This is a genomic window from Hungatella sp., from assembly GCF_046966825.1.
In genome coordinates this window covers 20,841-46,364 of record NZ_JBKVCZ010000014.1, presented here as the reverse complement: position 1 = coordinate 46,364, position 25,524 = coordinate 20,841, and the positions used below count along the sequence as shown (strand labels likewise).

27 protein-coding genes are annotated in these 25,524 nt (G+C 50.0%); 25 read left to right on the top strand and 2 right to left on the bottom strand.

Annotated features, from left to right (window positions below):
• Nucleotide 1 precedes the first annotated feature (1 nt).
• The 14 genes from ACLTD4_RS06755 to ACLTD4_RS06690 all read left to right on the top strand — a co-directional run bounded on the left by ACLTD4_RS06755 (nt 2) and on the right by ACLTD4_RS06690 (nt 12,584).
• Entirely contained in the window at nt 2-796 is a 795-nt protein-coding gene (locus ACLTD4_RS06755; RefSeq protein ID WP_055656433.1) for a PTS mannose/fructose/sorbose/N-acetylgalactosamine transporter subunit IIC, read from the top strand.
• Complete coding sequence (locus ACLTD4_RS06750; RefSeq protein WP_055656431.1) at nt 793-1,620, top strand: PTS system mannose/fructose/sorbose family transporter subunit IID; 828 nt, start codon at nt 793-795, stop codon at nt 1,618-1,620. The genes ACLTD4_RS06755 and ACLTD4_RS06750 overlap by 4 nt, the downstream gene beginning before the upstream one ends.
• Before the next feature lie 438 nt (nt 1,621-2,058).
• The gene (gene spo0A / locus ACLTD4_RS06745; protein ID WP_002600991.1) at nt 2,059-2,862 is read left to right on the top strand and encodes a sporulation transcription factor Spo0A; all 804 of its coding nucleotides are present in this window, start codon (nt 2,059-2,061) and stop codon (nt 2,860-2,862) included.
• 103 nt (nt 2,863-2,965) lie between these two features.
• A complete protein-coding gene (glgA, locus tag ACLTD4_RS06740) occupies nt 2,966-4,411 on the top strand; it encodes a glycogen synthase GlgA (RefSeq protein ID WP_055656428.1) in 1,446 nt (481 codons plus the stop codon).
• Between the two features lie 29 nt (nt 4,412-4,440).
• Nucleotides 4,441-5,010: an HD domain-containing protein gene (locus ACLTD4_RS06735; RefSeq protein ID WP_117620966.1), complete on the top strand. Its 570-nt coding sequence runs from the start codon at nt 4,441-4,443 to the stop codon at nt 5,008-5,010.
• A 43-nt stretch (nt 5,011-5,053) separates the two neighbouring features.
• The gene (locus ACLTD4_RS06730; RefSeq protein ID WP_002600988.1) at nt 5,054-5,512 is read left to right on the top strand and encodes a divergent PAP2 family protein; all 459 of its coding nucleotides are present in this window, start codon (nt 5,054-5,056) and stop codon (nt 5,510-5,512) included.
• 111 nt (nt 5,513-5,623) lie between these two features.
• Nucleotides 5,624-6,187, top strand: a complete 564-nt coding sequence (locus tag ACLTD4_RS06725; protein ID WP_055656578.1) for a putative ABC transporter permease — start codon at nt 5,624-5,626, stop codon at nt 6,185-6,187.
• Between the two features lie 238 nt (nt 6,188-6,425).
• Nucleotides 6,426-7,046 carry a Maf family protein gene (locus ACLTD4_RS06720; RefSeq protein WP_117620965.1) on the top strand — a complete coding sequence of 207 codons (621 nt, stop codon included), beginning with the start codon at nt 6,426-6,428 and terminating at the stop codon, nt 7,044-7,046.
• On the top strand, nt 7,043-7,828 hold the full coding sequence (locus tag ACLTD4_RS06715; RefSeq protein WP_117620964.1) for an HAD family hydrolase: 786 nt from the start codon (nt 7,043-7,045) through the stop codon (nt 7,826-7,828). Before ACLTD4_RS06720 ends, ACLTD4_RS06715 begins: the two co-directional genes overlap by 4 nt.
• 55 nt (nt 7,829-7,883) lie before the next feature.
• Entirely contained in the window at nt 7,884-9,038 is a 1,155-nt protein-coding gene (locus ACLTD4_RS06710) for an exonuclease SbcCD subunit D (protein WP_117620963.1), read from the top strand.
• Nucleotides 9,035-9,832 carry an AAA family ATPase gene (locus ACLTD4_RS06705; RefSeq protein WP_412331207.1) on the top strand — a complete coding sequence of 266 codons (798 nt, stop codon included), beginning with the start codon at nt 9,035-9,037 and terminating at the stop codon, nt 9,830-9,832. The genes ACLTD4_RS06710 and ACLTD4_RS06705 overlap by 4 nt, the downstream gene beginning before the upstream one ends.
• 355 nt (nt 9,833-10,187) lie before the next feature.
• Nucleotides 10,188-11,300 (top strand): SbcC/MukB-like Walker B domain-containing protein, encoded by a 1,113-nt coding sequence (locus tag ACLTD4_RS06700; RefSeq protein ID WP_412331206.1) that lies wholly within the window; start codon nt 10,188-10,190, stop codon nt 11,298-11,300.
• Between the two features lie 51 nt (nt 11,301-11,351).
• Entirely contained in the window at nt 11,352-12,326 is a 975-nt protein-coding gene (locus ACLTD4_RS06695) for a peptidylprolyl isomerase (RefSeq protein WP_412331205.1), read from the top strand.
• 27 nt (nt 12,327-12,353) lie between these two features.
• Entirely contained in the window at nt 12,354-12,584 is a 231-nt protein-coding gene (locus ACLTD4_RS06690; protein WP_002600981.1) for a hypothetical protein, read from the top strand.
• A 101-nt stretch (nt 12,585-12,685) separates the two neighbouring features.
• Here the strand turns inward: ACLTD4_RS06690 and ACLTD4_RS06685 are convergent, their stop codons facing one another.
• On the bottom strand, nt 12,686-13,984 hold the full coding sequence (locus ACLTD4_RS06685; protein ID WP_117620960.1) for a M18 family aminopeptidase: 1,299 nt from the start codon (nt 13,982-13,984) through the stop codon (nt 12,686-12,688).
• A 171-nt stretch (nt 13,985-14,155) separates the two neighbouring features.
• On the opposite strand from ACLTD4_RS06685, the gene ACLTD4_RS06680 reads away from it, so the two are divergent.
• The 10 genes from ACLTD4_RS06680 to ACLTD4_RS06635 all read left to right on the top strand — a co-directional run bounded on the left by ACLTD4_RS06680 (nt 14,156) and on the right by ACLTD4_RS06635 (nt 22,639).
• Nucleotides 14,156-14,923 (top strand): DUF6882 domain-containing protein, encoded by a 768-nt coding sequence (locus ACLTD4_RS06680; RefSeq protein ID WP_117620959.1) that lies wholly within the window; start codon nt 14,156-14,158, stop codon nt 14,921-14,923.
• A 1-nt stretch (nt 14,924) separates the two neighbouring features.
• Entirely contained in the window at nt 14,925-15,422 is a 498-nt protein-coding gene (locus ACLTD4_RS06675; RefSeq protein WP_002600978.1) for a DUF5721 family protein, read from the top strand.
• Between the two features lie 147 nt (nt 15,423-15,569).
• A complete protein-coding gene (htpG, locus tag ACLTD4_RS06670) occupies nt 15,570-17,588 on the top strand; it encodes a molecular chaperone HtpG (protein ID WP_055656408.1) in 2,019 nt (672 codons plus the stop codon).
• Between the two features lie 105 nt (nt 17,589-17,693).
• Nucleotides 17,694-17,990, top strand: a complete 297-nt coding sequence (locus ACLTD4_RS06665; protein ID WP_117620958.1) for a sulfate transporter — start codon at nt 17,694-17,696, stop codon at nt 17,988-17,990.
• Nucleotides 17,991-18,120: 130 nt separating this feature from the next.
• Nucleotides 18,121-18,618, top strand: coding sequence for a MarR family winged helix-turn-helix transcriptional regulator (locus ACLTD4_RS06660; RefSeq protein WP_055656403.1), 498 nt, complete (start codon nt 18,121-18,123; stop codon nt 18,616-18,618).
• A 36-nt stretch (nt 18,619-18,654) separates the two neighbouring features.
• Nucleotides 18,655-19,248 (top strand): flavodoxin domain-containing protein, encoded by a 594-nt coding sequence (locus ACLTD4_RS06655; RefSeq protein ID WP_117620957.1) that lies wholly within the window; start codon nt 18,655-18,657, stop codon nt 19,246-19,248.
• A gap of 87 nt (nt 19,249-19,335) precedes the next feature.
• Nucleotides 19,336-20,178 (top strand): DegV family protein, encoded by an 843-nt coding sequence (locus tag ACLTD4_RS06650; RefSeq protein WP_002600973.1) that lies wholly within the window; start codon nt 19,336-19,338, stop codon nt 20,176-20,178.
• Nucleotides 20,179-20,471: 293 nt separating this feature from the next.
• Nucleotides 20,472-20,897, top strand: coding sequence for a flavodoxin family protein (locus ACLTD4_RS06645; RefSeq protein WP_055656574.1), 426 nt, complete (start codon nt 20,472-20,474; stop codon nt 20,895-20,897).
• 10 nt (nt 20,898-20,907) lie between these two features.
• Complete coding sequence (locus ACLTD4_RS06640; protein ID WP_117620956.1) at nt 20,908-22,122, top strand: CapA family protein; 1,215 nt, start codon at nt 20,908-20,910, stop codon at nt 22,120-22,122.
• Nucleotide 22,123: 1 nt separating this feature from the next.
• Nucleotides 22,124-22,639, top strand: coding sequence for a GNAT family N-acetyltransferase (locus ACLTD4_RS06635; RefSeq protein ID WP_117620955.1), 516 nt, complete (start codon nt 22,124-22,126; stop codon nt 22,637-22,639).
• 45 nt (nt 22,640-22,684) lie between these two features.
• Here the strand turns inward: ACLTD4_RS06635 and ACLTD4_RS06630 are convergent, their stop codons facing one another.
• Nucleotides 22,685-23,668: a TIGR01212 family radical SAM protein gene (locus ACLTD4_RS06630; RefSeq protein ID WP_117620954.1), complete on the bottom strand. Its 984-nt coding sequence runs from the start codon at nt 23,666-23,668 to the stop codon at nt 22,685-22,687.
• A gap of 549 nt (nt 23,669-24,217) precedes the next feature.
• Between ACLTD4_RS06630 and ACLTD4_RS06625 the strand changes: the two genes are divergently transcribed.
• On the top strand, nt 24,218-25,516 hold the full coding sequence (locus ACLTD4_RS06625; protein WP_055656396.1) for a galactokinase: 1,299 nt from the start codon (nt 24,218-24,220) through the stop codon (nt 25,514-25,516).
• The last annotated feature ends 8 nt before the right edge of the window (nt 25,517-25,524 follow it).

Genomic DNA, 25,524 nt, shown 5'->3' with positions numbered 1-25,524 from the left:
AATGGTTTTACGTGCATTTTTAGCAGCATTAGCGTATTTTATCTGTTATGGAGGCAACTGGCTGTTTGCACAGTCCATGACGGAGCGGCCGATCGTGGTCGGATTTATTACGGGTTTATTTTTAGGGGATATTAAGACAGGAATCATTGTGGGAGCCGCGGTCGAGGCGATCTTCATGGGGTCTGTGAATATTGGGGGGAATATTTCGGCAGAGCCCGCAGCTGCGGCAACCTTTGCAGTAGTTATGGCAACTATGGAAAATATCAGCGCGGACGCGGCGCTGGCTTTATCCGTTCCGGTAGGCGTTTTTTCAGCCTTCCTTTTCATGATTATCAACAATGTTTTATATAACTTCACAGCGCCCATTATCGACCGCCTCGCTGAAAAGGGAAACGATAAGGGTCTTATTACCATGAACTTTACCATGTGGTTTATCCGGTTCTTTATCGTGGCTCTATGCATGTTCGCGGGTCTGCTGGCAGGCGGCGCAGCCATCGAAGCCACGATTAACAGTATTCCGGCAGTGGTTCTGACAGGACTTAATACCGCCGGAAAATTCCTCCCGGCAGTGGGGCTTTCAATCCTTATGAAAATGCTTTGGAACAAACAGCTGGCAATCTACTTCTTCCTGGGATTCATTATGGTTGTATATTTAGGACTTCCGCAGGTCGCCATTGCGGCACTGGCAATTATTCTGGTAATTTCGGTTGCATTGCGGGATATGGAGCTTCATAAGCTTCAGGAAACCAGAACAGCCGTAACACCAGTTGACAGAGAGGAGGATTTCTTCGCATGAAACAGAACACAATGTCAAAAGAAGACAGAAAGATGCTGAACTCCATTTTCTGGAGATCCATGTTCTTATCATCAGGCCGCTGCGGTGGACAGGTGAGAATGCATGCCGTTGGATTTATTAACAGTATTCTGCCGGCTCTTCGGCGCTACTATAAGGATGATCAGGAGGGCTACCGCCAGGCACTGATGCGCCACACTACATATTTTAACATGACACAACACGTGTCCACCTTCTGTATGGGGCTGGTTGCCTCCATGGAGAAGAAAGCATCGGAGGACAGTACCTTTGATACCAGTTCCATTTCCGCGGTAAAGACCTCCCTGATGGGACCAATGTCGGGAATCGGCGATTCAATTTTCTGGGGAGTCCTACGGCTTCTGGCCGCGAGTATTGCAATAACTTTTGCTGCCAGTGGTTCGATTCTGGCTCCGATTTCTTTCCTTCTGATCTTTAATGTGCCAGCGTTTATCTGTCGGTATTATTTAACCTATAAGGGATTCAGCCTTGGTACAACATTTTTATCGGATATGCAAAAGAGCGGAACAATACAGATCCTTACAAAGGCCGCCAGTATTCTGGGCCTTGTTATGATCGGAGCGATGGTGGCATCTACAGTTACCTTTAAGTGTGCGCTTGCCATTCCCGTAGAGAATGCCGATCCAATTACAGTTCAGACGTATCTGGATTCTATCTTCAAGGGACTGGTACCTCTGTCACTGACTCTGGGCTGCTTATATGCGCAGATGAAGAAAATCAATATTAATATAATCATGCTTCTGGTTCTGGCACTCGCTATGATTCTGGCTTTGTTGGGGGTTGTTTAAAGACCGCCTGCCAGATCGAGGCTCTGGGGGGACTGCTTCTTCTCTCAACATAAATAAACAATTATTTAACACAGAATGGCAAAGGTTCCCGAATTACTGGGCCTTTGCCGTTTTAATGTCAGAAATAAATCTTAATACCTTTCAAAAAGCACCATAATATGGTAGAATATTCCGATAATCACGCAAGAAGGTTTTTCCCGACACCGAGCCACAAATTTCAACATTTACATAAAAATGAAGTCTGTCGGATTTTGTGACCAGGCCTGGATTTGGATCGAAGGGTGATTATTTCACTTCGGGGGCCATCGGAGGAAAATGTGGGAAAAACGCCCGTCTTTTGTCGAAAAATGCGACAGAATTCCATTGCGGCAATTCGGGGGCAAGTCTATAATGGCTTTACACTAATCATTCAATCAACAAGAAAGGGAGAGTAGGAAGATGTCGGAAATCAGTATTGCAATAGCGGACGATAACCTGCAGACGCTCAGTCTGCTAAACGATATATTGGAGGGAGAGGAGGATTTCCATGTCGTCGGGAAGGCGGATAATGGAGAAGATGCTTACAACATGATTGTAAAAACGAGCCCTGATGTTGTCTTATTGGATGTCATTATGCCGAGAATGGACGGAATTACGGTGATGGAGCGCGTGCGCGGCAATGCAGCACTGACTAAGATGCCGTCGTTTATTATGGTAACAGCGGCCGGAAGTGAGAATATTACCGAAGATGCGTTCCGTATGGGCGCCAACTATTACATCATGAAGCCTTTCAATAAAGATATTGTTGTCGATAAAGTCAGAAGAGTCGGACACAGGAAAGCGAAAACACCGGGACTTTCAGGCATGAAGAAGGTCAAGCCATATGTGAACAAGAATGAGTACATGGAACAGAATCTGGAAAATGACGTGACTCAAATGCTTCATGAAATCGGCATCCCGGCTCATATCAAAGGATATCAGTACTTAAGGGATGCCATTGTTATCTCTGTACAGGACCAGGAAATGTTAACCAGTGTTACCAAAATCCTTTATCCATCCATAGCCAAGAAGCATCAGACAACGCCGAGCCGTGTGGAGCGTGCGATCCGCCATGCCATCGAGGTTGCGTGGAGCAGGGGCAAGATGGATACGATCAATGATCTCTTCGGATATACCGTCAGCACGGGAAAGGGCAAGCCGACAAACTCTGAATTTATCGCCCTGATTGCGGATAAAATAAGACTGGATTACAAAAAACTTTAGAAAATCTATCACAATTATACTTCCTTATTTAATCAAAATGCAGTATACTATAAGACAAAGAGTGGCGCCCTCAGGGGTGACTGTAAATGAGGGAGGTTTTTTGATGAAGAAGATTTTATTCGTTGCATCGGAGGCAGTACCTTTTATTAAAACCGGTGGACTTGCTGATGTAGTAGGTTCCCTTCCCAAATGTTTTGATAAGGAATATTTTGATGTCAGGGTTATGATTCCCAAGTATCTGTGTATGAAGGAGTCGTGGAGAAACGACATGGAGTATGTAAACCATTTTTATATGGATTACATGGGACAGAGCAGATACGTTGGAATTCTTCAATACGTATACGAGGGAATTACTTTTTACTTTATTGATAATGAAGGCTATTTTAACGGACCAAAGCCATACGGCGACTGGTACTGTGATTTGGAAAAATTCTGCTTTTTCTCAAGGGCGGCTTTGTCGGCACTTCCGGTTATTGGATTTCAGCCGGATGTGGTACACTGCCATGACTGGCAGACGGCGCTTATACCTGTCCTGTTAAAAGACCGGTTCCATGACGGAGAGTTCTTCCGCAGCATGAAGTCGGTTATCACCATCCACAACTTAAAGTTCCAGGGAGTGTGGGATGTCATGACGATCAAGAGGCTGACAGGCCTCCCGGATTACTACTTTACACCAGATAAACTTGAAGCATACAAGGATGGCAACCTGTTAAAGGGCGGCATTGTTTACGCCGACGCCATAACCACTGTAAGCGAGACGTATGCCGAGGAGATCAAGATGCCATTCTATGGCGAAGGGCTGGACGGTCTGATGAGGGCGCGTGCAAACAGCCTGCGTGGTATTGTAAACGGCATTGATTACGATGATTTCAATCCAGAGACGGATCCTTACATTGTCCAGAAGTACAATGCAAAGAATTTCCGCAAGGAAAAAATAAAGAACAAACGGGCCCTGCAGGAAGAACTGGGACTGCCCCAGGACGACAGGAAGTTTATGGTCGGTATAGTGTCCAGACTGACTGACCAGAAGGGCCTCGATTTGATCCAGTGTGTTCTGGACGAAATATGCCAGGACGATATCCAGCTGGTTGTGCTGGGAACCGGAGAAGAGCGGTACGAGAATATGTTCCGCCATTACGACTGGAAGTATAATGACAAGGTATCCGCGAATATTTTCTATTCCGAGCCGATGTCCCATAAGATTTATGCGGCCTGCGACGCATTTCTGATGCCGTCCTTATTTGAGCCGTGCGGTTTGAGCCAGCTGATGTCGCTTCGCTACGGAACCGTCCCGATTGTCCGCGAAACAGGCGGTCTGAAGGATACGGTGGAACCGTATAACGAGTTTGAGAGCCGTGGAACCGGATTCTCATTCCAGAATTACAACGCTCATGAGATGCTGGCGGTTATTCGCTATGCAGAGCGGATATACTATGATAAGAAGCGGGAGTGGAATAAGATCATAGACCGCGCGATGGCGATGGATTATTCCTGGAATACTTCAGCTGTCAAGTATCAGGAACTGTATGACTGGCTGATTGGCTATTGAGATCAGATAAAGAAGGAAGCGGACATAGCATGAAAAACAAGTGTTTTACTCGGGAAGAAAAGGAGGAGGTGCTCCGCTGGGCGGAGGACTCTTCCTGGATCAATCAGGAGCGGTATGAGGATGATGATGCGTATCTTGCGTGTGTAGAGGACATTCTGGAAAATCCTGTGTTTCAATCCATGGATCGTTTTATGCAGCATGGGGATACTACCTGTAAGGCGCACTGCATCAAGGTATCCTATTTGAGTTACCGGATCTGCCGCCGCTTTGGATGGGACTATGTACAGACCGCCAGAGCGGGACTTCTGCATGATTTATTCTTATATGACTGGCATACCCATGCGAAGGAGACGGGAGAACACTTTCACGGATTTACCCATCCGCGCAGGGCGTTAGCCAACGCAGAAAAGTACTTTGACTTAACGGATAAGGAAAAGGACATGATTCTGCGCCATATGTGGCCGCTTACCCCGGTTCCGCCAAAGAGCAGGGAAGGGATGGCCATCATTTACGCAGATAAGTTCTGCGGCCTGGCAGAGACGGCCGCCAGAGTAAAAAGGTGGGTTTTATACAGCCTGAGAGCGGGAAGAACCGCTTAAACCGGCTGGAAGGATCCTCTGATACAAAAAGCAGGAGAAAACCATGACATTTTGGGACGAATTACTGGCAAATCAGGTTCTGATGAGCGCTGTCACCGGCTGGGTGGTGGCTCAGGTACTGAAGACAATCATCGACCTTGCCCTGAATAAAAGCTTTAATCCGGAGCGGCTGGTGGGATCGGGCGGTATGCCCAGCTCCCACTCCGCAACGGTATGTGGAATGACGACCGCCGCCGCCTTGCATTACGGCGTCGGTTCTTTTGAGTTTGCAGTATGTTTTATCCTTTCCATGGTGGTTATGTATGACGCCATGGGAGTCCGCAGGGAGACGGGAAAACAGGCGAAGCTGTTAAACAGCATACTGCTTGAGAACCCGCTTAAGTTAAGCGGAGAGGTGTTGCAGGAAAAGTTAAAGGAATATGTGGGACATACTCCGCTTCAGGTGGCGGCAGGTGCCATTCTTGGCATTGCCCTCGCCGTTTTCATGGCGCAGTATTATTAAAAAAGTCGGAATATTTCCATGAATCGTAAGAAAATAATTCTTGATTTCTTAAGATATCCATATTATACTTTAACAAGTTAAAAAACTGTTAAAGTTGGAGGTACAATGGATATGACGATTTACCATACGATTAACTGGTTTTTCGCGTTTAGTTTCATCGGTTACCTTCTGGAATGTACCGTGCTCAGCTATGAGAACCGGAGACCGGTGTTGAACCGCGGATTTGGACATGGCCCGTTTTGTGTCATATATGGCTTTGGAGCGCTGGGGGCCTGCCTGATTCTGGAACCGTTGGCAGGACAGCCTGTGGTGCTGTATTTCGCTTCCGTGGTGATGGCAACTTCCATGGAACTTGTGACGGCTCACATTATGATTAAGCTGTTCGGAGCATTCTGGTGGGATTACAGCCGGAAGCCATTCAATTACAAGGGCATTATCTGTCTGGAAAGCAGTATTGCCTGGGGATTTTTAGGATTATTTTTCTTTAAGTTTTTAAATGGGTTTGTAAGCCAGCTGGTGGATGTTGTTCCGATCGGCCTGGAACGCCTTGTGGCCTTGGGACTCTTATCCTTCTACGTAGCGGATTTTACATACACCATGCGGTATCAGCTTAAGGCCGCGGAGATGGAAGAAGAGGAAGGCGTGTCAGTCGTGGGGCGTCTGAAAGTATATTGATGGTTGGCGGGATTCGTAAAGGGTCCCGCTTATTTCATTCCTGGGAGCGTGCAGTCACGGTCGCGTGATCGTGTGGCGTGGTCATGTGTGATCGTGTGGCATGGCCATGTGAGAGCATGCAGTCACGGCCGCGCGTGAGTGTGTAGCATGTCCAGATGTGAGCGTGTAGATGTGTCTAGGTGTGAGCGTGTGAGCCGCGCTCCGGTGCAAGAATCCAAACGCCGGACTTAAGATAGAAATGGAGGCAGATAGTTTGACTGAAGACAGAGAGATCGTTCTTGCATCCGCGTCACCGAGGCGCAGGGAACTGTTGGGACAGATAGGAATCGTGCCGGAGATTATTCCCAGCACGCTGGAAGAGAAGATAACGACCGACAGGCCGGAGGAGGTTGTAAAGGAGCTGTCGCTTCAAAAGGCCGCTGATGTGGCGGAGCGTTGTGCGAAGGGCACGATTGTGATCGGTGCGGACACGGTGGTGGCGGCGGAAGGCCGGATTCTGGGAAAGCCTAGGACCCATGAGGAGGCGGAACGCATGATCGCGCTTCTGGCAGGGAAGACCCATCAGGTGTACACGGGAGTGACCATGATCGTATGCGGCCAGGAAGGCAGGGCCCGCAAGACATTTGCGGAGAAGACGGATGTGCATGTCTATCCGATGACGGCTGAGGAGATCCATGAATACGCTTTTTCAGAGGAACCCATGGACAAGGCAGGGGCCTATGGAATTCAGGGAAAATTCGCTTCTTACATCAAAGGGATTGACGGGGATTACAATAATGTAGTAGGATTGCCTGTAGGACGTGTATACCAGGAAATGAAGAGCCTTTTGACGCTCACAGCAAGGAGGAATAACGGATGATTAAACTGATCGTATCCGATATCGACGGCACACTGGTGCCGGATGGAAGCCATGAGATGAACCCGGAGCTTCTCGATGTGATCATGAAAATTAGAGAAAACGGGGTACAGTTTGCGGCTGCCAGCGGCCGTCAGTGGGCCAGCATTGAGTCGATATTCGGACCTATCAAAGAAAAAGTATTTTACTTATCCGACAACGGAGCTTATGTGGGCTGCCATGGCCGGAATTTATTTTTAAATCCCATCGACCGGGAAACGGTGATGGATATAGTGCGCGATGTGCGTCGGATGGAGGGCCTTGAGGTGATGCTCAGCGGCCCTGATGTGGTCTATCTGGAGACGGAGAAGCAGGAGTTTATCGACTGGCTGGTGGAGGGATACCAGTTCCGCGTGAAACAGGTACCGGATTTGACGAAGGTGGACTCCCAGTTCATCAAGGTGTCCATATACCGTGAGACCGAGGTGGAGGAATACACCAGGGAGCTGAGAGAGAAATACAAAGACAGGTTTAAGATTACCATTGCAGGCGATATGTGGATGGACTGCATGAAGCCGGGAATCAACAAGGGACAGGCCGTGAAGCTTTTACAGGACAGCCTGGAGATCAAACCCGAGGAGACGATGGCTTTCGGCGATCAGCTAAACGATATCGAGATGCTGGAACAGGCGTACTACAGCTTTGCCGTAGGAAATGCCAGGCCGGAGGTGAAAGCCACAGCCAGGTTTCAGACGGATACCAATGTGAACGACGGCGTGTTAAAGATTCTGAAGCTTTTGGTATAAGCCCCGCTGGATACGTAAGAATCAGCAGGGAATTAAGGGACGAAAGGGAACGAGGATGCGGTTTATTCATACATCAGACCTTCATATTGGCAAGACCGTCAGTGGATTCTCCATGCTGGAGGAACAGGAAGCGGCACTGAAACAGATCATGGATTACGTAAAAGAACGGCAGGCAGATGCCGTTCTTTTGAGTGGTGACTTATATGACCGTTCCGTGCCGCCTGCCGCCGCAGTGACCATGTTTGACGCGTTTTTGACCGGACTGTCCGAAATGGGAGTGACGATTCTGGCCATTGCCGGGAATCACGACTGTGGAGAGCGGATCGGATTTGCCAACCGGATTCTGGAAAAGAGGGGGCTCTATCTGGAGGGAAAGCTGGAAGCCCCGGTACGGTTCGTGGATATCCCCGACCAGTGGGGCTTTGTACGTGTTCATCTGGCTCCGTTTGCAAAGCCTGCGGAGGTTAAGTCCCTCTACCGGTGCGAGGGCAGCATGAAGACGTTTGAAGAGAGCTTCGAGGAGATTCTCCGCCATGTGACATACAGTCCCGGAGGAAGGGATATTCTGATGGCCCATCAGTTTGTGGTGAACCAGGGATTACTGCCGGAGCTCTCCGATTCGGAGACACGGGTGTCTGTGGGCGGAACGGATCAGGTGGAAGCGGCATTGTTTCAGCCATTCTGCTATACGGCTCTGGGGCATATCCACGGCTGTCAGCAGATCGGGAAGAATCCGGTATACTACAGCGGCTCGCCGGTAAAATACTCTTTTTCCGAGTGCAGTCACCGGAAGTCGGTGCTGTACGGTGAGGTGGGAGAGAACGGGAGGATCACGCTGGAACGCCTTCCGCTGACGCCGGTCCACGATATGCGAAAGATCAGGGGCCGTCTGGCAGATTTAATTCTCCCGGAGGTTGTGAGCGCGGCGGATCCGGAGGACTATATCCTGGCGGTTTTAACGGATGAGACGGAGCTGCTGGATCCGATCGGAACACTCCGAAGCGTCTATCCCAATATCATGCAGTTAAAATGGGAAAAATGGGCGGTGGAGCAGGACGATACCGTGATCCATGATGATATTATGAAGGAAAAGGGTCCGTATGGACTGTTTGCGGATTTTTACGAGCTTGTTACGGGAAAGACCATGTCAGAAGAGCAGGAAGCCGTGATGAGGGAGACGGCCGAACAGGCAGAGGAGGAGGTTTCATGAAGCCGACAGCGCTTGTTTTGAGCGGATGGGGGCCTTATAAAGGCGTGGAACGGGCAGATTTCGAGGCCATGCAGCGGGGGCTGTTTCTGATCTCAGGACCGACCGGCGCCGGAAAGACCACGATATTTGACGGAATTACCTTTGCTCTTTACGGGGAGGTCAGCGGAAGCATCCGGGAGAAGGACAGCCTGCGGAGCGATTTTGCGGACGCTTCCACACCCACGTATGTGACGCTCACCTTTTCCCATAGAGGAAAGCAGTACCGGGTTACCCGAAATCCAAAGTATGACAGACCGAAGCTTAAGGGCGAGGGAATGACCACGGAACTGGAGGGCGGCGAGCTCTACGAAGAAGAGGCGCTTCTGGCCTCGGGGAGCACGCAGGTGACGGAGCGGGTGACGGAACTGCTGGGACTGGATTACCGCCAGTTCCGCCAGATATCCATGATCGCACAGGGGGAATTTCAGCAGCTTCTTGTGTCCAGCTCCAAAGAGAGAACCCAGATATTCCGGGATATTTTCCAGACGCGGATCTACGATACGATGGCGGCGCTGCTGTCCTCCAGAGTGAAGGCCCTAAACGGCCGGATCGATGAGGTGAAGCACCGGGCGGACGAGATCACGGGAACGTTCCGTATTGAGAATGGGGACTGGGAGGAACTGAAATCAAAGAAAAACCGGAATTACCGAAAGCTTCTGGGATTTGTGGAACAGGAAAATGAACGGCTGGGGAGCCGGGAGAGAGAACTGGCCTCCTGCCTGGGTGAACTGGACCAGACCTATAAGGACCGGTGAGGGCGATCTGAGGAGCTGCGAAGCGGCAACCAGGCGGTCCGAAAGTATGAAAGTGACAGGAAGACCCTAGCAAAGCTGGAAGAGGAGCGGGACGGCTTAAAAGAACAGAAAAGGAGCTGGCCAGGCATACGGCCGCCCCGCCCGCCGGGAAAGCTGGAGGGGAAGAAGTCGGACTTGCGCGTGCTGGAGGAGGAGAAAAAGGCTTGCTGCATGGAAGGCCGCGCGCAGACAGCTGGCTGAACGGCAGGAAAAGTATTTAAAGCTCGATGGAGAGGCAAAGGAAAAGAAGCGGATTTACGAATATCAGGATGACTGTTTTAAGAAAGCGGCTGCGGGAATTATTGCAAGGGATCTGGTGGAAGGATTTCCGTGTCCGGTCTGCGGTTCCACTGTCCATCCGGCTCCCGCGTCCATGGAGGGCGAGGTGCCGGACGAGAAACAGATCCGGCGGCTGAAGGCGGACTATGAGGCGGCATTAGAAAAGGCATCGGCGGCCGCGAGCGACGCGGCCGCGCTGGTGGGCGCCGTAAAAAACATGGAAGAAAACCTTGGTTCCATGGATTTATCGGACGGCGGAGAGCGGGCTCTTTTCGAAATCGAGGAAAGGCTCCGCCTGCTGGAAGAAGAGACAAGACAGGAAGAAAAAGAGATCCGGGAGTGTGAAAAGGCCTACCAGGACTGCGCGGTTAAGCTGGAAAAGCAGAAAGCGGCTTATTCCCAGTTAAAGGCGGCCATCCGGGTTCCAAAACAGACGGAGCTGGTGGAGCTATCCGGATTTGAAGCGGCGCTTACGGAATGTGAGAGAGAACGCAGGCAGACGGCCAGGGAAAAGGAACGGACGGGAGCGGCTCTGGCTTTGAACCGGCAGTCGCTGGCCACTCTGAAAGGCCATCTGGAGGAAAAGGAAAAGCTGGAGACAGAGTACAGCGTGGTCCGTGAACTGGAACGGGCGGCCGGTGGATATAACGGCCGGAATCTGGTATTTGAGCAGTACGTCTTATCCGTCTATTTTGAGGACATTCTCCGGGCGGCAAACCGGCGCCTTCTCAAGATGAGCGGGGAGCGGTACGAACTGCACCGGCTGGACAGAACGAGAGACAGGAGAAGTAAGGAGAGCATGGAGATGGAGGTGCTTGACCAGTATACGGGCAAGCGCCGTTCCGTGAAGAGTCTGTCGGGAGGCGAGGCGTTTAACGCTGCGCTGGCACTGGCGTTGGGGACCTCCGATGTGATACAGAGCTACGCGGGAGGCATCCAGGTGGAAGCTCTCTTTGTGGACGAGGGATTTGGCTCTCTCGACGCAGAATCCCTGGAACAGGCGGTGGCGATTCTGACCTCTTTGAGCGGCGGTTCCAGCATGGTTGGAATCATTTCCCATGTGGAAGAATTGAAAGAACAGATCGGCAGCCATATTCTGGTAGAAAAAACGAATCAGGGAAGTAGAATCGTGACAGAAAGTATGGTATAATACTATTCGCATAACACATAGGAGAGTTTTTCATTCATACAGGAGTTGTCCATGAATTTTAAATATAGAAAAAAAGTGAAACAAACGCTGGCTGCTGTTCTGGCCGCCATGCTTCTTACCGGCTGCGCCAAGGGGCTTCCCATGGTCTCAGAGGTAAATGAAACGAAGGCATACACACTTCCTCAGTCCATGATCATTGTGGCGACAGAGCGCAACCGTTACCAGCAGGCATATACCGGCCAGATCTGGAGCGTGGAACTGCCGGATGGGGAGACATTTGAGACGTATCTGCTGGGGCAGGCCCAGGAATTCCTTCAGGAGATGAAATGGATGAATCTTCTGGCAAAGGATAAGGAGATTATCATCACGAGCGCCGAGAAGGAGGAGATCCGGAAGCTGTCGGAGGAGTATTATGAGTCTCTGACCGAGGATGACATCGCGTACATGGGGATGAAGGAGGACGATGTGCGGACGATGTATGAGGAATACTTCCTTTCCAACAAGGTGGTCAGTGAACTGACAAAGGATATGAATCTGGAGATCAGCGACAGTGAGGCAAAGGTCATAACCATCGACCAGATTGTCCTCTCGGACGGGAATACGGCCCAGGACGTGTTGAATCAGGTGAACGAAGACGGGGCGGACTTCGAAGCCATTGCACGGGAGTATTCAGAGGATAACGAGATTCAGAAACAGCTGGGACGCGGAGAAGCGAGGAAAGCGCTGGAGGATGCGGCATTTTCCCTGACGGCAGGCGAGATCAGCCCGGTGGTGGAGGACAACGGCATGTTCTACATCATCAAATGTGTGAGCGATTACGACGAGGATGCCACACAGGCGAGAAAGGATAACCTGTACCAGCAGAGGAAAAAGGACGCATTCGGACAGATCTACAATCAGTTCAAGACAGAGAATCCGGTTACATTCAGCAACGATATCTGGGATGGAATTAAGTTTTCCATTGACGATAAGACGACTACCACGAATTTTTTTGACTTGTACAGAAAACATTTTCCCAATTCATAAAGGGAAAGGAAAGCAGAGGGGCATTCCATGGCAGAAGGGGGAAGGAGCAGCCGGGGCAGGAGCCGGAAGCGCAAAAGTACCAGGGGGAAGGCAGTTTTTGCCGCGGTGCTTAAGGTTATTCTGGTCCTTCTGATCGCGGCGGGACTTTTATTTTCCAGTACCTATGTATACCGGTACTGGGAAGGAAGCCGTACATCGACCACACCGCTGGAAACCGGCAGAGAGATTGTGCCGGAGACGATGAAGATATATGAATAGCCTGTGAATAGCGGTTGGGCTTGAGAGCAGAAGAACGAGATAAGGAAACAGGAGGCTCCATCAGCTGGCGCCCCCTGTTTCCTGTTTTTTATTCAAGTCTTTCAATCCATGCTTGTTTTGTTAAAATAAGCAGTCACCAGATCAACAAGTGCTTTCTGATCCGCAATCCCCATGACCTCCCTGGCGGAGTGCATGGCCAGCATCGGGATTCCCGCATCCACGGTGCGCATGGTTAAATAGCTGGAGGAGATGCTTCCGAGAGTCGATCCGCCCTTCATATCGGAACGGTTGGAGAATTTCCTGTATGGAATTTTGGCATTTCTGCAGATACTTTCAATCATTCCCGTGCTGGTCGCGTCGGTCGCATAGGACTGGCTGGCCGACAGTTTGATGGCGACTCCGTCTCCCATGAGGATCTGGTTCTTGATATCACATTTTTCGCTGTGGTTGGGATGAATCGCGTGTGCGACGTCGAGAGACAGCATGAAGCCGTCAAACAGGGCGTTTAAGTAGGCTTCTCTGGAGCAGCCGAGGGACAGGAAGAGCTTTTCCAGCACACGGTCCATGAGCAGCGAGGCGGCTCCCTGTTTCGTGCTGCTTCCGATCTCCTCATTGTCGTAAAGCGCGATCACATGTATCTCATTTCCGGCAGTGCTGTTCATGATACCGCTTAAGCAGGCCTGCACGGAGGTCAGGTTATCGAGACGCGGAGCGGAATAGAATTCACCGTCAAGCCCGCATAAAGTGCCGCTCTCCGTATTGTAGACGTAGATTTCGTAGTCCAGTATATCCTGCTTTTCCACACCGGCTTCGGCGGCCAGAGCCTTTAAGAAGAAATCTTCCTTTTCCAGGTCACTCTTAATTAAGGTTAAGAGCGGGAGCATGTCAACCTGCGGATTGACAGCGACGCCCTGATTGGCCTCCCGGTTCATGTGGATCGCCAGGTTTGGAATCGTGAGCACCGGGCGCTTAAAGTCCACGAATATGGTTTTCGTGCCGGCCGGAGCATCACTGGTCACGCAGACTTTGCCTGCCATGGACAGCGGTCTGTCAAACCAGGTGTGAAGAAGCGGTCCGCCGTAGACCTCTGTGTTGAGTTTTCCGTACCGTCCGGAAGTTACCTCGGGAGAAGGCTTTAATTTCAGACAGGGCCAGTCCGTATGGGAGGCGGCCAGTTTAAGCTTCGGCGTCTGATCCGCCAGCTCGCCGATGGTAAATGCGATGAGCGTCGAATCGTACGCTTTTATATAGTAGGAGTGTCCCTGCTCCAGTTTCCAGGAACCGGAAAGGGAGAGTTCTGTAAATCCGGCGCCGTCCAGGGAAGCGGCGGCCGTCATGATGCAGTGATACGGGGATACGGAAGCGGAGATAAGCCGCTCCAGCTGTTTCATATCATTCATAGGTTTGACCTCTTTTCTGTGTAATTACAGCTTTTAGTATATCACAAAGTGGAAGAGGTGGGAATTGGTTCTTACTGATTGTGGGTAAAAATTAAGAATGGCGTCCCCGCGCCTTCTATGGTAAAATAGTTCCATTGAGGATGAAGCGGAATACAGACGAGGAGGAGCAAAATGAACTTCTTTAAAAATCGAAAAAAAGTGGAGACGCCGGGAACTGATGGGAACGGGGATCATAATAGAAAGTCGGCTTTTACCTGTTGTGAATTTGACAGGAGCAGCTGGTTTCTCGTATTTTCTGCCTGCCTTGGTAAGGTGATGGCGGTTCAGGATGCGTGCAGGGAGCTGGTTGTAAAGGACCGTGACTGGAATGTGGATTTTTCACGGGGCGTGATCGCTTTTGGAACGGACGAGTATCCCCTGCAGTTTCTTGGAAGCGAGGCGTCTTCCTCCAATACGTGGCTGTGGGGCTGGGAAAATGTGAATGGTTTTCCAGAGGAGATTCTTCAGACGGCGAACCAGGTGAGAGCCGTGGGAGAAGAGTGGGGACTTGAGCCTCTTACGACTGCGGAATTTGAACTGACGGACAGTTTTAACGGCCATTCACTGTCCATAGTGGCCTGTGGGTTAGCGGAGCATTGCTGCTATTATCGGGGGCCGCATTCCGGCGGCGCGGTTCTGGTGGCCTTTTCCGGTGTGCTGGAGGAGGTCTTTGCACCGGTGACCGAGCAGAAATTTGTGGCGCTTACCATGCAGTGCATCCAGCAGTTTTCAGTGGATCATAAGCTGTTTGTGGAGAGCTTTTTACTATGGAACGGAACGCCGTATGAGTGGCAGGATCTTACGGTCACGGCACATTTCAAAGACGACCTGATCATCGAATTTGAGATCGTGGACAGCTTTTGGCGAATTAAATGCATGAAGAATACGGGGAGAATGTGAAATGATAGCATTAAGAATTGAAGATATCAGACAATTTACAGCCAAACTCTTTGTGGGAGAGACATTTGATCACTTCCTGATCAAGGAAGCGGAGATTGTTACCTTTAATGTGTTTACCATCGACGGTCATATCCGCCAGGGGTATTATTCCGAAGAGGAGCTGGAGGAGAATCAGATGGAAGAACTGTCTTCCTGGAAGATGATCCGGCCATACTGTTTTTCACTGATTAAGGGGAAGAAGCTTCCGGGCAGCTTCCAGATTGTGCTGCAGATGCCGCCTCAGGCAGTGGATAAGTTTGTAACTGGCCATCAGATGCCTTTGAAGGCGGATCAGGTCAATGGCCTGTACTTAAATATCCGTTATGAGGAAGGAAAACTGTTCTGCGTGACCGGCACATCGGTCTCGATTTTTACATTGGACAAGACCCTGGATATGGAATGGGACCAGGCGGTGAGAAGCTTTTTGAAGAAAAACGAGATCATTTTCCAGGAGGAATAGACGATTACTAGCACTCATTTTAAATGAGTGCTAATTTTCTATTGACATTTGGAAAATGGAGTATTAAAATACTCTTTGCAGGCAAAGAGTGAGAAACCATGGCAAACCATGGAAAAATATACAGCAAAGAGTAAGGAGTGTATGGATATGGCAAAGACAGGTAGTTTGACAATTAACAGCGAAAACATATTCCCGATTATCAAGAAGTGGCTTTATTCGGATCACGACATTTTCTACCGTGAATTAGTGTCTAACGGCTGCGACGCGATCACGAAATTAAAGAAGCTTGAGGTCATGGGAGAGTGGCAGAAGCCGGAGGACGTGGAATTTAAGATTACCGTGACGGTGGATTCCAACGATAAGACGATCACCTTCACCGATAACGGCCTCGGTATGACCATGGAAGAAGTGGATGAGTACATCAACCAGATCGCATTTTCGGGAGCACAGGATTTCCTGGAGAAGTATAAGGACAAGGCCAATGAGGATCAGATTATCGGCCATTTCGGACTGGGCTTCTATTCCGCATTTATGGTAGCAGATAAGGTGACGATTGATACATTATCCTATCGGGAAGGTGCGGCGCCGGTTCACTGGGAATCCGACGGCGGTACGGAATATGAGATGGAAGAGGGGGATAAGACCTCCTTCGGAACCACGATTAAGCTGTACCTGAATGAAGAGAGTCTGGAGTTCTGCAACGAGTACCGCGCAAGAGAAGTGCTGGAGAAGTACTGCTCCTTCATGCCGGTGGAGATTTATCTGGAGAATTCCTCCGCTGAACCGCAGTATGATACCATCGAGAAGGACGAGCTGACCGAGAAAGACACCATTATCGAGACGATCGTCGAGGAAGCCAAGACTGAGGAGAAAGAGAATGAGAACGGCGAAAAAGAAGTCGTAGAGATTTCTCCTGCCAGGGAAAAATATAAGATCTTAAAGCGTCCCGTTCCGGAGAATGACATCCACCCGCTGTGGAACAAGCATCCGAACGAGTGCACAGAGGAAGAGTACAAGGGCTTCTACCGCAAGGTATTCCATGACTACAAAGAACCGCTGTTCTGGATTCATTTAAACATGGACTACCCGTTCAACTTAAAGGGAATCTTATACTTCCCGAAACTGAACTTAAATTATGACAGCCTGGAAGGCGTAATCAAGCTTTACAACAACCAGGTATTTATCGCAGACAACATCAAGGAAGTAATTCCGGAGTTCTTAATGCTGCTGAAGGGCGTGATCGACTGTCCGGATCTGCCGCTTAACGTATCGAGAAGCGCACTGCAGAACGATGGCTTTGTCAAGAAGATTTCCGATTACATCACAAAGAAGGTAGCGGACAAGTTAAGCGGTATGTTCAAGACCGACCGTGAGAATTACGAGAAGTACTGGGATGATATCAATCCATTTATCAAATTCGGCTGCTTAAAGGACGAGAAATTCGCTGAAAAGATGAATGATTATATCATTTTCAAGAATCTGGAAGGCAAGTATTTCACTTTGGCCGACTGCCTGGAGGAGAATAAGGAAAAGCACGAGAACACCGTATTCTATATCACAGACGAGAAGGAACAGAGCCAGTACATCAATATGTTTAAGCAGGAAGGCATGGATGCGGTCTATATGACTCAGAATATCGACAGCCCGTTCATCAATTTCCTGGAGCAGAAGAATGAGAATGTGAAGTTCCTGGCTATCAACTCAGACTTATCAGACAGCTTTAAGGAAGAGATGACGGAAGAGGCCAGGGAAGCCATGAAGGGCGATGCGGACGCGCTGACAGAGGTGTTCAAAAAGGCGCTTGGCAACGATAAACTGGAAGTAAAAGTGGAAAAACTGAAAAATGAAGCCGTTTCTTCCATGATTACGGTTTCCGAAGACAGCCGCCGTATGCAGGAGATGATGAAGATGTACACCATGCCTGGTATGGATCCGTCCATGTTTGGAGCCGGCGGTGAGACTCTGGTGCTCAACTACAACAATAAGCTGGTTCAGTACGTTCTGAATCACAGAGAGGGCGGCCACATCCAGGAAATCTGCGAGCAGCTGTATGACCTGGCCGCATTAAGCCACGGATCCCTGACTCCGGAGCGCATGACGAAATTCATTGCGAGAAGCAACGATATCATGATCCTTATGGCAGATATGGGTAAAGAAGAGGAATAGGAAACTAAGAGGAATAAGAAACTAAGAATGATTAGGGATACCATTTTCCGCTCCCTTATGATATACTAGGTACTATGATTGTATAGTAACCAGGAGGAGATTCTTATGACGGACAAGATAAGGGAGATAAAGAAGGCAGTGCTGCGGCTTATGCTGGCGCTGGCCATCGGAGTATTAGCAGGAGCGGCCCCGGGTGCGGTGCTCATTTCTCATGCGGAGACGGAAAACGTGGCGGCGGCCGCGGAACCGGCGGCCGCAGAGACGGCTTCGGAAGATGACGGTACGACCTTTATGCTGGCATTTTTCGGAGGGATTATTCTGCTGATCCTCTTTGTTGTCGTGATTGTCGTTGCGACTGCCGCCAGTACGGCGGGGGTTGTAGGCGCACAGGAAGACGACTGATCTACAGACAGATAAGACGAACCGGCTGATCTCATGGAGACCAGCCGGAAAATAGGACAGGGTAGCCTGCGGACTTTCCTGTCCTCCTCTTTACGATAAATAGGTAACAAGTTACCATATGGAGGGACGCATGCAGATTTCAGATCTCATCAGACGATTTAAAGGTACAAGAGAAAGGCAGGAGAAAGCTGTGTTCAGCACGCTGTGCATTGCTGAAAACAGGCTTCAGACCATATTTGATAAGAGCAGCTCCGGCATTACGCTAAAACAGTTTATGCTTCTGACCATGGTGAGGCAGTCGGAGGAGCGGCTGACGTTCACCCAGCTGGGAGATCTGCTGGGATGCTCCAGGCAGAATATCAAGAAGCTGGCCGCAGTTCTCGAACAGAAGGGTTTCGTTACAATCATACAGAACGAAAATGACAAGCGGGCGTCATTTCTGCTTCCAACGGAACGGTTGGGCGAGTACTTTGAACAGACCGCAGCGCTTCACGGACAAAAACTTGCCTGTCTGTTTCAGGGGTACACGGATCAGGAGATGGAGCAGCTGTTTACGCTGCTTATGAAGCTATACGATGGAATCGACGGCCTGGAGGCCGCGGAAGAGGCGATGACGGCGGCACCGTAACGGTCACAGGATAAGGAAGGATACAGGAGGAAGAATATGGATCGAATTATTATTTATGGCAGCAAGTACGGAACGACGAAGCGTTATGCGGAAGAATTATCACGAAGGACGGGCATACCGTGCAGGAACTGCAAGGAGGTAAAGTCTCTCTCTTCCTGTAAAGTGGTCATACACCTGGGAGGGATCTATGCTGGGCAGATTCTCGGTCTGAGCCAAACGGCAAAGCTGCTTCGCCAGGAACCGGCTGCGAAGCTTCTGGTGGTCACAGTAGGGCTGTCTGACCCGGCCGATGAAACGAATGTCAGAAATATCCGAAATTTTATAAAGAAGCAGCTGGCGGACCCGCTTTGGGCAGAAACGAAGCTCTTTCATCTGAGAGGAGGCATGGATTACTCCAGGCTTTCCGTCGCACACCGGGCGATGATGGGGCTTCTGTACAGCAGGGTTAAGAAGATCCCGCCGGAAGAGCAAAATTCCGAGACACGGGGGCTGATTGAGACATTTGGCAGGAAGGTGGATTTTACAGATTTTGAAAGCCTGAATGAAATTTCCGGCTTTCTTACGGCCGAAAACGGGACGAGTGGCCCGGAGCTTCGGGAACAGATGCAAAATGCGGAAGTTCAGGAGTAATATTCTATTGACATTCCACCGTGGCTTCCCTATAATATATAGTAATGAATACTACATGACAAGTTATATGTCAGGAGGAAATAGAATATGAGCTATAAGATTATCGGGGACAGCTGTCTGGATTTAACGGCTGACTTAAAGAAAGATCCGCATTTTCAGATCATTCCCCTTACTTTGCAGGTAGAGCATACCCAGGTAATAGATGATGAGACCTTTGACCAGAAGAAGTTTCTGGAGCTGGTAAGAAGCAGCAGTGAGTGCCCGCAGACCGCATGTCCGTCGCCTGAGAGGTTTAAGGAAGCATTTGAATGCGACGCAGAGCAGATATTTGTTATTACTCTGTCCGAGCATTTAAGCGGAACGTACAACAGCGCCGTACTGGCGAAGAAGCTCTATGAGGAGGAACATGGCCAGGATGGGAAGAACATCGCGGTTTTCAGTTCCGATTCCGCTTCTTCCGGGGAGTTAAACATCGCCCTTTATATACAGTCGCTCTGTCAGGCATCTCTTCCGTTTGAGGAGATTGAGGAGAAGACACGCAGCTTTATTAAGAATATGAGAACATATTTCGTACTGGAGAGTCTGGACACGCTGCGCAAGAACGGCCGTCTGACCGGCCTTCAGGCATTTTTTGCTACCGCACTGAACATTAAGCCGGTTATGGGAGCTGATTCCGGTGTGATCATCAAGCTGGATCAGGCGAGGGGGATCAATAAAGCCCTTACGCGCATGGCCGATATCGCGATCCGGGAAGCGGGAGAGACGAAAGACAAGGTACTTATTATCGCGCACTGCAACAATCCCGAGCGTGCTGAGGTGGTGAAGAACGAGATGTGCCGCCAGGCGTCATTTAAGGATGTCATCATTACGGAGACGGCCGGAGTGGCAACGGTATATGCCAGTGACGGCGGGATTATCGTTGCATTGTAGGCGGTATGGCTTCCAGACATGTGCGTTGGAGCAGGAATATAGAACGAAGTATAATGAAACAGTAATGATAAAATAGTAATAGTAAAATCGTAATGCAAGCATATTGGGTAATGTGAATCAGGCCTTCGCGGCTGTCCCGAAATCGGATAGCCGCGAAGGCCTTTCTTTGTCATGGAGGTGTGGACGGTCATGCGCATATAAAGCATAAGTGCGGTCGCTGCTGGCATAATTTGACAAATACACAGTCTCAGTGTAATATTAGTAAAGACTATCAAGAGATTGGAGCGGGAAGCATGAAGACAGCAGTGCGTTATTATTCCAGAACAGGGAATACGAAAGTAATCGCGGAAGCCATTGCACCGGTGGCGGGCTGCCAGGCGGAATCCATCGAAGTTCCGCTGGAAGGAGTAACGGATATCTTATTTTTGGGAGGTGCGGTCTATTGGGGAAAGATTCCCGGGACACTGAAAGAGTATATAAAGAGCCTGTCCCCACAGCAGGTAAAGTGTGTAGCCGTCTTTACCACAGCAGGAATTCTGGAAGGTGCATCAGAAATTTATAAAGTATTTTTGAAGTATCATGACTTAAAGGTTATGAAAGAAACGTACTTTTGTAGTGGAAAACGGGTTTACGATGCGAAAATTAAGGAAGAAACGGAAATATTTGCAGAAAAAGTTATGAATCAGGCATCTATCATGAATCAATCGATAATGAATTAAGGAGGAAGGGATGAAACGGACGAACTTATTAATGAAGCTTCTGATTATCCTTCCGGTATTTCTCCTTGCGGCACTCCTCGTTTGGATTGCGGTGGATGGACAGAGAGGCGGCATAAGGGAGACTCCTGCCTCCGGACAGGAGACGGCGGCGGCTCCCGCGGCGCAGGAAGGGGAGCAGACGGCGGCTTCGGCTCCGGAGGCGGCTACGGAGGAAGTGTTAAAGCTGGAAGTATCGGAAACGGAAGCGGCAAGTACGGCCGCAGTGGCGGAGACAGAACCGGAGGATCCTGTCGTTCATCTGCTTTTTAGCGGGGATGTATATTTTTCCAGTCATGTATTGACCGCGTATGATAATGCAGGGGGCATACATGGAGTGCTGGATGAGGCATATCGGGACGAAATCAGCAGGGCGGACATCTATATGGCGAATCAGGAGTTCCCGTTCAGCGACAGAGGAACGCCGGCTCCGGATAAACAGTTTACATTTCGGGTACCGCCGGAGCGGGTTTCCATGATGCATGAGCTGGGGATCGATATCGTGACGATTGCCAATAATCACACACTGGATTATGGAACCGATGCACTGGTGGATACGTGTACGACTCTGGAGAATGCGGGAATCCCCTATGTAGGCGCCGGTGCCAACATGGACCGTGCAAAGCAGCTGGAGACCATCGAGGTGCGCGGCAGAACCATCGGTTTCCTGGCAGCCTCAAGGGTGTATCCCGATACTTCCTGGGTGGCTAACAGCAAAAAGCCGGGAATGGTGAGCGGATACGATCCATCCATACTCTTAAAAGAGATCGAAGCGGCCGGGGAATACTGTGATTATCTGGTGGTGTACATGCACTGGGGAATCGAACGGGACGAAAAGCCGCAGGAATACCAGCGGACCCTTGGCAGACAGCTGATCGATGCGGGAGCCGATCTCGTCATTGGAAGCCATCCTCATGTACTGCAGGGGATTGAATACTATCAGGGAAAGCCGATTGTATACAGTCTCGGCAATTTTATCTTTGGAAGCAGCATTCCGAAGACCGCGCTTTTGCGCGCTGATGTGGATCTGGAACAGAATCAGGTGAAGTTATCCCTGGTTCCAGGCACTTCCGGGGCCGGATTTACAAAGGAACTGACCGATCCGGGAAAAAAGGCAGAGTTTTATCAGTACATGCAGGGGATTTCGTTCGGTGTGACCATTGATGAAAATGGCGTGGTGGGGTATTGACATGAAATTACGGTTGGCAGAGATGGCTGATTTACCGCAGCTTAAAGCTGTATATAAAGAAATCATCAGAAACATTGATGAAAATGGAGTCCCGATCTGGGACGAAATATATCCTTGTGAGTTTTTCTACGAAGATATTGAAAGGAATCGCCTTTACGTACTCACGGAAGAAGAGAATATTGTTTCCGCATTTGCCCTGTGCAGTTCCGCCTCTGGCGCTGACTGTGTGAGATGGAGCGACGAGCAGGGGAAGGCCCTGTACATTGACCGGTTTGGAGTGAACGTCGATTACCTGAGAAGGGGAATTGGCAGTATTGCGCTTAACATGGCGGTTGCCCGGGCGGGAGAACTGGGGGCTGAATACTTAAGGCTGTTTGTTGTGGATATCAATGAACCGGCGATTAATCTCTATGTGAAGAATGGTTTTAAAAAGGCAGACGGAGTGTATGACGAGGTGATTGATGATGACCTTGTCCTGCATGAGTTCGGGTTTGAGAGAATGGCGGCTCTGGTATAAAGAGACCGCCTTTTTTTCTGGGTATGAATGGAGCAGGAAAATTGCTCAATCCGTCTGCTCCTTCAAATACTGGTCCCCCTGACACACGCCGCGTTCTTTGAAGCGCTTTGCCATGGAGTTCAGCACAAGCCGTTTGTTTCCGCTCCACACGGGGGCTACGAGAAGCTTTTTGGGACCGTCGCCGCTGATCCGGTGGATTACCGTCTCCGGCGGGAGAAGAGCGATACAGTCGATTACGAGATCGACGTACTCCTCCAGTGAAAAGGTCTGAAAACCGCCTGCGCGGTATAAGACGGCAAGGTCGGTTCCTTCCAGCACATGCAGAAGCTGCAGTTTTATACCGTCAATGCCGTGTTCCCCCAAGCGGCCTAGATAGCTGACCGTATCCTGCATCATGGCGGGCGTCTCCCCGGGAAGGCCGAGAATTACGTGGGCGATTACGGTCAGACCGGCGTCATGGAGTCTTTGAAAAGCGCCTTTGAAGACGGACAGCGGGTAGCCGCGACGAATGAAGCGCGCTGTTTCCTCGTGAATCGTCTGCAGGCCCAGTTCCACCCAGACCGGTTTTATGCGGTTTAACTCTGACAGAAGCGCGATTACTTCGGGCGGAAGGCAGTCGGGGCGTGTGGCAATGGACAGGACAGCGATGTCCGGATGGGTGATGGCCTCAGTAAACAGCGCCCTTAAGTGCGAAGTCGGCGCGTACGTGTTTGTATAGGACTGGAAATAGGCAATGTAACGGCCTTCGGGATATTCCGGTGATGCTTCGGGCCGGGCTTTTTCCATTTTTTTTTCTACCCGGGCCTTAGCCGCTTCGATCTGTTCCGTGACGGATACGTGAGCGGACAGGGATTCGGCAAATTCTCCGGAGCCGCCGCCGCTGCAGAAGATACAGCCGTCCGTACCCAGGGTGCCGTCGCGGTTCGGACAGGTCATGCCGCCGTCTAATGCCAGTTTATATATTTTATGACCATAGATACGTTTCATCTTATAATCCAGGGAATGGTACGGTTTTTCGTTCCAGTACATGAAAAGTCCTCCTTACCTTTTGCGTTCTTCCTCATTATAAGGAAGCGGCAGGGCGGGTGTCAAGCTGCAATTCACGCCCCCATGGAAAGTCTCCGCCGGGAATTCCGATACGTGGGAGGGCAGGAGAAGGAAGTGTTTCTTGTTTCCTCGGTGGCAGGAACTAAAGCAGAAAGACGGGGAAAAGGGGCGGATCGTGCAAACTACGGAGAACTCCTGAAGGACTTCTCCTCCGTGTCCACTTGAAATCTGGCTTGGAGGCCAGATTTCACCACCTCTTTTCCCCGTCTTTCTGCTTAAGTTCCTGCGAACCTCGGAAAAGGAAACACTTCCTTCTCCTGCCCTCCCACGTACCGGAATTCCCGGCGGAGACTTTCCATGGGGCCGTGAATTGCAGCGACGTCAAATGAAATTATAGGATTTCGATAAATATTATATTGTAGAAGACTCGTAAGTTATGATATACTTTTGTCAAAGAGCAGATTCCCGCGGCGCAGGTGTCGGAGGTATTCTGATATTTTGAAAATGTATGGAAAAAGGAGATCATGTGACATGAAAGTATGCGATACAATCCAAATGCTCGAATCTGAAAAATCCAGGAAGCTTATGACCGCACTGTACGGCGAAGCGGCGGTGGATGCCAATATAGAACGGTATCAGAATCTTGTGAAAAGTTTTCAGAAAAAATTTGCGGAAGAAGACGTGACCCTGTTCAGCTCCCCGGGACGTACGGAAATCAGCGGCAATCATACGGATCATAACCATGGAAAAGTCCTTGCAGGAAGCATTAACTTAGACTGTGTCGGCGTGGCTGCGAAGAACAACAGCAGCAAGGTACATATTATCAGCGAAACATTTAATCAGAGCTTTATCATTGATCTGAATGATTTATCCCCCAGCGATAAGAAAGCGGGAACGATTGACCTGGTGAAGGGACTCCTTCAGGGCTTTAAGGAATCCGGCTATGAGGTCGGCGGTTTTAATGCCTATATTACGAGTAATGTCATCAGCGCGGCCGGCGTCAGCTCCTCCGCGTCCTTCGAGATGCTTCTATGTTCTATTTTAAATACATTCTTTAATGAAGGCCGTATGGATACCGTGGCCTACGCCCACATTGGAAAATATTCCGAAAACGTATACTGGGACAAGGCCTCCGGACTGCTGGATCAGATGGCCTGTGCGGTCGGCGGTCTCATCACCATTGATTTTCTGGAGCCGGCTTCTCCGGTTGTGGAGAAGATCGATTTTGATTTCAGCTCCCAGAATCACAGCCTGATTATCGTCAATACCGGAAAGGGCCATGCGGATTTAAGCGCGGATTATTCCTCTGTGCCGATTGAGATGAAGAAAGTGGCCGAATTCTTTGGAAAAGAGGTCTGCGCCGAGATTACGGAAGAAGAGGTAATTGGACACCTTGCGGAAGTGAGAGAGTATGCGGGAGACCGTTCTGTGCTGCGCGCCCTTCATTTCTTTGAGGAAAACAAGCGCGTAGAGGCGGAAGTAAAGGCATTAAAGGAAGGCCGTTTTTCCGATTTCTTAAACAATATCACGGCTTCCGGCAATTCCTCCTGGAAATGGCTTCAGAACTGCTTTACCAACAGCGCCTATCAGGAGCAGGGGATCACTGTCGCACTGGCGCTTACGGAGTTATTCATCGCCGGGAAACAGCGCGGCGCGTGCCGTGTTCACGGGGGCGGATTCGCAGGTGTTATCATGGCTATGCTGCCAAACGATCTGGTGGAAGAGTACGTGGCATATATCGAGAAGGCCCTCGGAGAAGGCAATGCTTACCGCATGAGCATCCGTCCTTACGGAGCCATCTGTTTTGATGCGGTAATGGAAGAACAATAAGGGGGAAG

Bases quoted from the DNA above. Each gene is read 5' to 3' on its own strand.
- ACLTD4_RS06675 (WP_002600978.1), top strand. From the start codon at position 14,925: ATGATAGCATTAAGAATTGAAGATATCAGACAATTTACAGCCAAACTC.
- htpG (WP_055656408.1), top strand. From the start codon at position 15,570: ATGGCAAAGACAGGTAGTTTGACAATTAACAGCGAAAACATATTCCCG.
- ACLTD4_RS06660 (WP_055656403.1), top strand. From the start codon at position 18,121: ATGCAGATTTCAGATCTCATCAGACGATTTAAAGGTACAAGAGAAAGG.
- ACLTD4_RS06645 (WP_055656574.1), top strand. From the start codon at position 20,472: ATGAAGACAGCAGTGCGTTATTATTCCAGAACAGGGAATACGAAAGTA.
- ACLTD4_RS06635 (WP_117620955.1), top strand. From the start codon at position 22,124: ATGAAATTACGGTTGGCAGAGATGGCTGATTTACCGCAGCTTAAAGCT.
- ACLTD4_RS06685 (WP_117620960.1), bottom strand. From the start codon at position 13,984: ATGAATGATATGAAACAGCTGGAGCGGCTTATCTCCGCTTCCGTATCC.
- ACLTD4_RS06725 (WP_055656578.1), top strand. From the start codon at position 5,624: ATGACGATTTACCATACGATTAACTGGTTTTTCGCGTTTAGTTTCATC.
- ACLTD4_RS06735 (WP_117620966.1), top strand. From the start codon at position 4,441: ATGAAAAACAAGTGTTTTACTCGGGAAGAAAAGGAGGAGGTGCTCCGC.
- ACLTD4_RS06710 (WP_117620963.1), top strand. From the start codon at position 7,884: ATGCGGTTTATTCATACATCAGACCTTCATATTGGCAAGACCGTCAGT.
- ACLTD4_RS06630 (WP_117620954.1), bottom strand. From the start codon at position 23,668: ATGTACTGGAACGAAAAACCGTACCATTCCCTGGATTATAAGATGAAA.
- ACLTD4_RS06730 (WP_002600988.1), top strand. From the start codon at position 5,054: ATGACATTTTGGGACGAATTACTGGCAAATCAGGTTCTGATGAGCGCT.
- ACLTD4_RS06655 (WP_117620957.1), top strand. From the start codon at position 18,655: ATGGATCGAATTATTATTTATGGCAGCAAGTACGGAACGACGAAGCGT.
- ACLTD4_RS06625 (WP_055656396.1), top strand. From the start codon at position 24,218: ATGAAAGTATGCGATACAATCCAAATGCTCGAATCTGAAAAATCCAGG.
- ACLTD4_RS06715 (WP_117620964.1), top strand. From the start codon at position 7,043: ATGATTAAACTGATCGTATCCGATATCGACGGCACACTGGTGCCGGAT.
- ACLTD4_RS06665 (WP_117620958.1), top strand. From the start codon at position 17,694: ATGACGGACAAGATAAGGGAGATAAAGAAGGCAGTGCTGCGGCTTATG.
- spo0A (WP_002600991.1), top strand. From the start codon at position 2,059: ATGTCGGAAATCAGTATTGCAATAGCGGACGATAACCTGCAGACGCTC.
- ACLTD4_RS06680 (WP_117620959.1), top strand. From the start codon at position 14,156: ATGAACTTCTTTAAAAATCGAAAAAAAGTGGAGACGCCGGGAACTGAT.
- ACLTD4_RS06750 (WP_055656431.1), top strand. From the start codon at position 793: ATGAAACAGAACACAATGTCAAAAGAAGACAGAAAGATGCTGAACTCC.
- ACLTD4_RS06755 (WP_055656433.1), top strand. From the start codon at position 2: ATGGTTTTACGTGCATTTTTAGCAGCATTAGCGTATTTTATCTGTTAT.
- ACLTD4_RS06640 (WP_117620956.1), top strand. From the start codon at position 20,908: ATGAAACGGACGAACTTATTAATGAAGCTTCTGATTATCCTTCCGGTA.
- glgA (WP_055656428.1), top strand. From the start codon at position 2,966: ATGAAGAAGATTTTATTCGTTGCATCGGAGGCAGTACCTTTTATTAAA.
- ACLTD4_RS06705 (WP_412331207.1), top strand. From the start codon at position 9,035: ATGAAGCCGACAGCGCTTGTTTTGAGCGGATGGGGGCCTTATAAAGGC.
- ACLTD4_RS06695 (WP_412331205.1), top strand. From the start codon at position 11,352: ATGAATTTTAAATATAGAAAAAAAGTGAAACAAACGCTGGCTGCTGTT.
- ACLTD4_RS06690 (WP_002600981.1), top strand. From the start codon at position 12,354: ATGGCAGAAGGGGGAAGGAGCAGCCGGGGCAGGAGCCGGAAGCGCAAA.
- ACLTD4_RS06720 (WP_117620965.1), top strand. From the start codon at position 6,426: ATGGAGGCAGATAGTTTGACTGAAGACAGAGAGATCGTTCTTGCATCC.
- ACLTD4_RS06650 (WP_002600973.1), top strand. From the start codon at position 19,336: ATGAGCTATAAGATTATCGGGGACAGCTGTCTGGATTTAACGGCTGAC.